Origin of the sequence: Candidatus Propionivibrio aalborgensis (assembly GCF_900089945.1) — a bacterium.
Taxonomy (GTDB): Bacteria; Pseudomonadota; Gammaproteobacteria; order Burkholderiales; family Rhodocyclaceae; genus Propionivibrio; species Propionivibrio aalborgensis.
On sequence record NZ_FLQY01000329.1, the window covers coordinates 1 to 1011 of the forward strand.

General features: G+C 55.9%; 2 protein-coding genes. One reads left to right on the forward strand and one right to left on the reverse strand.

Annotated elements, in window-relative coordinates; genetic code table 11:
• Positions 1 to 122 precede the first annotated feature (122 nt).
• Positions 123 to 458 (forward strand): cell division protein FtsB, encoded by a 336-nt coding sequence (gene ftsB / locus PROAA_RS13670; RefSeq protein ID WP_186411867.1) that lies wholly within the window; start codon positions 123 to 125, stop codon positions 456 to 458.
• Between the two features lie 3 nt (positions 459 to 461).
• Here ftsB and PROAA_RS13675 read toward each other — a convergent pair.
• Positions 462 to 1011: SIMPL domain-containing protein (locus PROAA_RS13675; protein ID WP_186411868.1), on the reverse strand; the 550-nt coding region annotated here is incomplete at its 5' end.

Consider the following 1011-nt stretch of genomic DNA (forward strand, 5'->3'; position numbering starts at 1 on the left):
TATCCGGGGCGCGAAGCGTTCTACAACCTTCGGTGACGAGCCCGGAGTCAGGTGTGATGAGCGGTGGGAATGACTGCACCCGTCCTGCTTCCGGCGCTTGTTCCCGAACTCTTTCCTGATCAATGCGCTGGCTATCCGTCGCGCTGATCGCCCTGATTTTGCTGTTGCAGTATCCGTTGTGGCTGGGCAAGGGGGGGTGGCTTCGGGTATGGGATGTTGACCGTCAATTGCAGCAGCAGAAGGATGGCAACAAGAAGCTCGAAGACCGCAATGCCGGACTGGATGCCGAAGTGCGTGATCTCAAGCAGGGATACGATGCAATCGAGGAGCTTGCGCGCTTCGAGCTTGGAATGATCAAACAGGATGAGGTTTTCGTCCAGATCCCAGAGAAATCGTTTCGGGACGCGCTCCCAAGAAAATCCGCTTCCGAGAAAAAGCAGTCACCGGCTTCTCATTGATCATTATTGAAGTTTGATCTCGCCGGTGACGTTTACGTTTATCTGCGACACGCCGGCTTCCAGCGGCATCGGGGCGGAGTCGGATACCATCGCGTTGGCCGCGGCGCGAAACATAGGTTGCACGGACCTTCCGCTGGTATTAACCGAAAGTTGCTTGATGCTGTAGGTCTTACCCAGAGCATCGGCAATCACCTTTGCGCGAGCCTTGAAAGCCGTTATGGCGTCGAGTATCGCTTCATCTTCGGCCTTTTTGCGAGTTTCGGGGGACGGCAACAGAACAAGACTGGAGACGCCAAGCGAGGTTTGCAGTTTGCCGAGCAGCTCCGACAACGCCGCAGTGTCCCCCGATTCCAGCGACAGCTCCGAACGCATGCGCCATGATTCGATCGTTCCACCTTTTGAGTAGATCGGGTAAGTGTTGATTCCGCCGTTCTGCGTCTTGATACTCGGGTATGCTTTGGCGGTTTTGAGAGCGTCGGCTATCAGCCCGTTGACCTGCTTTGACAATTCTCCCGGCGTTGTTCCCATGGCTTCCGCAGAAACGGTCGAACGA